Origin of the sequence: uncultured Salegentibacter sp. (assembly GCF_963972535.1) — a bacterium.
Taxonomy (GTDB): Bacteria; Bacteroidota; Bacteroidia; order Flavobacteriales; family Flavobacteriaceae; genus Salegentibacter.
Map to the genome: position 1 here is coordinate 1 of NZ_CAXAVR010000168.1, position 3,904 is coordinate 3,904.

Here is a 3,904-nt window from a genome sequence, read left to right on the forward strand (position 1 = left end):
TGTACCAGGGCGGAATTATGGAACACAAACCCGAGTTTAATATGGACGGGAAAGATGAAGACCTTTTCTTCCTTTCCAACGGACATATTTCACCGGTTTTCTATAGCGTTTTAGCCCGGAGTGGTTATTTTCCTGTAGATGAATTGAATACTTTCCGACTTATAGATTCCAGGTTACAGGGTCATCCTACAACGCACGAAGGCCTGCCGGGAATTCGAGTAGCCTCAGGTTCACTTGGCCAGGGAATGTCGGTTGCTCTTGGAGCTGCGCAAGCTAAAAAACTGAATAAGGATAGCCATTTAGTATTTTCCCTTCACGGAGATGGTGAATTACAGGAAGGTCAAAACTGGGAAGCCATTATGTATGCTGCCGGAAATAAAGTAGATAATATTATTGCCACGGTAGACCTTAACGGCCAGCAGATAGACGGAAGCACAGAAACCGTTTTACCAATGGGTAATCTAAAAGCTAAATTTGAAGCTTTTGGTTGGGATGTAATGGAGATTGAAGATGGTAACGATATGCAACAGGTAATTGATGGTCTAACCGAAGCCACATCCCGTACCGGAAAAGGAAAACCGGTTTGTATACTAATGACTACCGTTATGGGTAATGGTGTAGATTTTATGATGCACACCCACGCCTGGCACGGAAAAGCTCCTAACGATGAGCAATTAGAAACTGCGCTTTCTCAAAATCCTGAAACTTTAGGAGATTATTAAAAGCCCCACCTAGCCTCCCCTAAGGGGAGGAATTTGATATTTTTTAAGGGGAATGGATATAAAATAATATAGATTTCCAGAAAGTGGAAATGACAAAGAAATTTAGAATGAAGACATATACAGATACAGGAAAAAAAGATACCCGTTCCGGTTTTGGTGCGGGACTTACCGAGCTTGGCAGAACCAATCCTAATGTGGTAGCACTTTGCGCTGACCTTGTGGGATCGCTTAAAATGCAGGATTTTATAGATGAAAATCCGGAGCGTTTCTTCCAGGTAGGAATTGCCGAAGCCAATATGATGGGAATGGCCGCCGGACTTACCATTGGTGGGAAGATTCCATTTGCAGGAACTTTCGCCAATTTTGCTACCGGTAGAGTTTACGACCAGATTCGTCAATCTATCGCCTACTCAGGGAAAAATGTAAAGATCTGTGCTTCTCACTCGGGAGTAACTTTGGGTGAAGATGGCGCAACCCACCAGATACTGGAAGACATTGGTCTTATGAAGATGTTACCGGGAATGACGGTGATTAACACCTGCGATTTTAACCAGACCAAAGCTGCAACTTTAGCGATCGCCGAGCACGATGGCCCGGTTTACCTTAGATTCGGAAGACCAAAAGTAGCTAATTTCACCCCGGAAGATCAAAAATTTGAAATTGGGAAAGCAGTTCAACTTTATGAAGGGGAAGATGTAACCATTATCGCTACCGGCCATTTGGTTTGGGAAGCAATACAGGCAGCTCAAAAACTTTCAGAAAAAGGAATTAGTGCTGATGTGATTAATATTCATACTATAAAACCTTTAGATGCAGAAGCCATAATCAAGTCGGTTAAGAAAACCGGATGTGTGGTAACTGCCGAAGAACATAACTTCCTTGGCGGTCTCGGAGAAAGCGTTGCCCGCACTTTAGCCGAAAATAATCCGGCACCACAAGAATTTGTGGCCACCCAGGATACTTTTGGAGAGAGCGGCACCCCGGAACAATTATTGGAAAAATACGGTTTAAATTCAGAGGCTATTTTAAAAGCAGCTGAAAAAGTAATTAAGAGGAAGTAGTTTCTTCCATATTTATCTTAAAAAAGCCAATGAATTAAATTTTCATTGGCTTTTTTTATGTTCAAATTCTAAAGTGAAAAGTAGGAAGCAGGCCTGGTACTTTTATTTCTTCAATCGTTCACCTAAATGCTTGCCTTATTAATTACCTTCAAAGTACATTTCACACCTAACAAATACTTCAATTTGTCTTCTGCCGGTATCCTTACCAAATCATCTTTTTTCGTTATCCTTAAGATAAAAATCCGGGTATTATTTTTTTTAAATCATCCCAAATAATCTTCATTTCTCCTTAACCAAATTTGAAAAATCGAAACCAATTTTATAGAAACACAAATTCTTGAAAATTGAGTTGAGAATTAGCGTTTTTTTGCTTCAAAATCATTTGAAAATCGAGGAATTTTAAACCAATTTTTGCCAGCTAAGCATTTATTTTTGTTTTAAGGCGACGTTTAAGTGTAAAATTAACATTTTTATATACTATAATCCTTTCCAAAATCACAATGCCTTGAGAGGTATAGGTTTTATAGGGTTTCAGGCCATTACGTTATCTTAAAATATGTCCTATTTTAACCCAATTTACATTGATTTTACCATTTTTTTTCTCGCATGTAACATACCGTAAAGTATTTGTAACACCACAATTCTTGATAAGCTGAATTAACGGATATATTTGGTTCAGATTTTTTAAGGAATAATTCACAATTAAGCTTTTTTGAAATGATCAAAACCTTAAAATAAGCTGAATTTTAATTCCAGGTTAACAAAACGAAACAATACTTCTTAAAACTATCTTAAATATCAAAAAGGAGTATTTATTCATTTTTAAACTATTTAATAACCCTTAAACGAAATAATAATAAGAGAATGACAAATTATTATCTAACGGAAACGAAGCTTCACAGAAATCATTTTCGGAATGAGGTTTTATTCTTCAGAAATGATCCCGGGAATGTCACTTTTTTTATTCCTAAAAACTAAAACGTTATCGAATATGAATAGCAAGCCAATTAAAATGCCTTTGAGCCATTTTAATAGAGTTTAAAACATTTTTAATATGAAAATAAATTTAATAAATCTTCCTTACCTAACTAGAACAATGGTTTTTGGACTATTGCTTCAACTTCTGTTTTTTCCTTCGGTTTATGCTAATGATAATAAGCCAAAAAGTGGAAGTGAACAACAAACAATTAGGGGAACGGTTACTTCATCTGAAGATAATCTTGGAATACCAGGGGTGAATATTCTTGTAAAGGAAGTTCCAAATCTCGGTGCTGTAACCGATATGGAAGGGAATTATACCATAGATGCTCCTGCCGATGCTACCCTGGTTTTTAGCTTTATAGGCTATAAAACCATAGAGAGAAAAGTTAATGACCAATCGGAAATTAACGTGATTATGGATCCAGACCAGGATGCGCTAGAAGAAGTGGTAATTGTTGGTTATGGAGAACAAAAAAGAGAGACCGTTGTAGCATCTATAGCAGAAGTTAGCGGTGATGTTCTGGAAAGAGCAGGTGGTGTGACGAACATTGGTGCAGCTTTAACCGGGAATGTACCCGGCGTTATTACCAGTGCCAGTACGGGTATGCCTGGAGAAGAAGATCCCAGAATTTTAATTCGGGGGCAAAGTACCTGGAACGACTCTTCCCCGCTTATTTTGGTAGACGGAGTGGAACGGCCAATGTCTAGTGTAGCAATAAGCTCGGTAGAATCAATTTCAGTTTTAAAAGATGCTTCTGCTACCGCTGTGTATGGAGTTAGGGGTGCAAACGGGGTGATTCTTGTAACTACCAAAAGAGGTGAAAAAGGAAAAGCTATAATAAGGGCAAGAGTAAACACTACAATGAAAAGGCCTTCTAAGCTGCCCGGTAAATACGACGCTTATGATGCTTTAAGGGTTCGTAATGAAGCCATTGAGAATGAACTTGGTTTAAACCCAAGCGCCTGGAACGATTATATGCCATTAGATATTATTGACAAATATAGAAATCCGGCAGACCAGGCAGAAAGAGAGCGATATCCAAATGTTGATTGGGCAAATACTCTTTTTCGTGATTACACGATGTCTTATAACGCAAACGTAAATGTAAGTGGAGGAACCGATTTTGTAAAGTACTTCAC

The 3,904-nt window shown here is 38.3% G+C and carries 3 protein-coding genes; all 3 read left to right on the plus strand.

What is annotated here, in order from left to right:
- Nucleotides 1-722, plus strand: a 722-nt coding sequence (locus AACZ30_RS13280; protein ID WP_339649944.1) for a transketolase, incomplete at its 5' end; no start/stop codon positions are given.
- 107 nt (nt 723-829) lie between these two features.
- On the plus strand, nt 830-1,783 hold the full coding sequence (locus AACZ30_RS13285) for a transketolase C-terminal domain-containing protein (RefSeq protein WP_339649946.1): 954 nt from the start codon (nt 830-832) through the stop codon (nt 1,781-1,783).
- Nucleotides 1,784-2,837: 1,054 nt separating this feature from the next.
- A partial coding sequence (locus tag AACZ30_RS13290) for a carboxypeptidase-like regulatory domain-containing protein (RefSeq protein WP_339649948.1) occupies nt 2,838-3,904 on the plus strand: 1,067 nt, incomplete at its 3' end.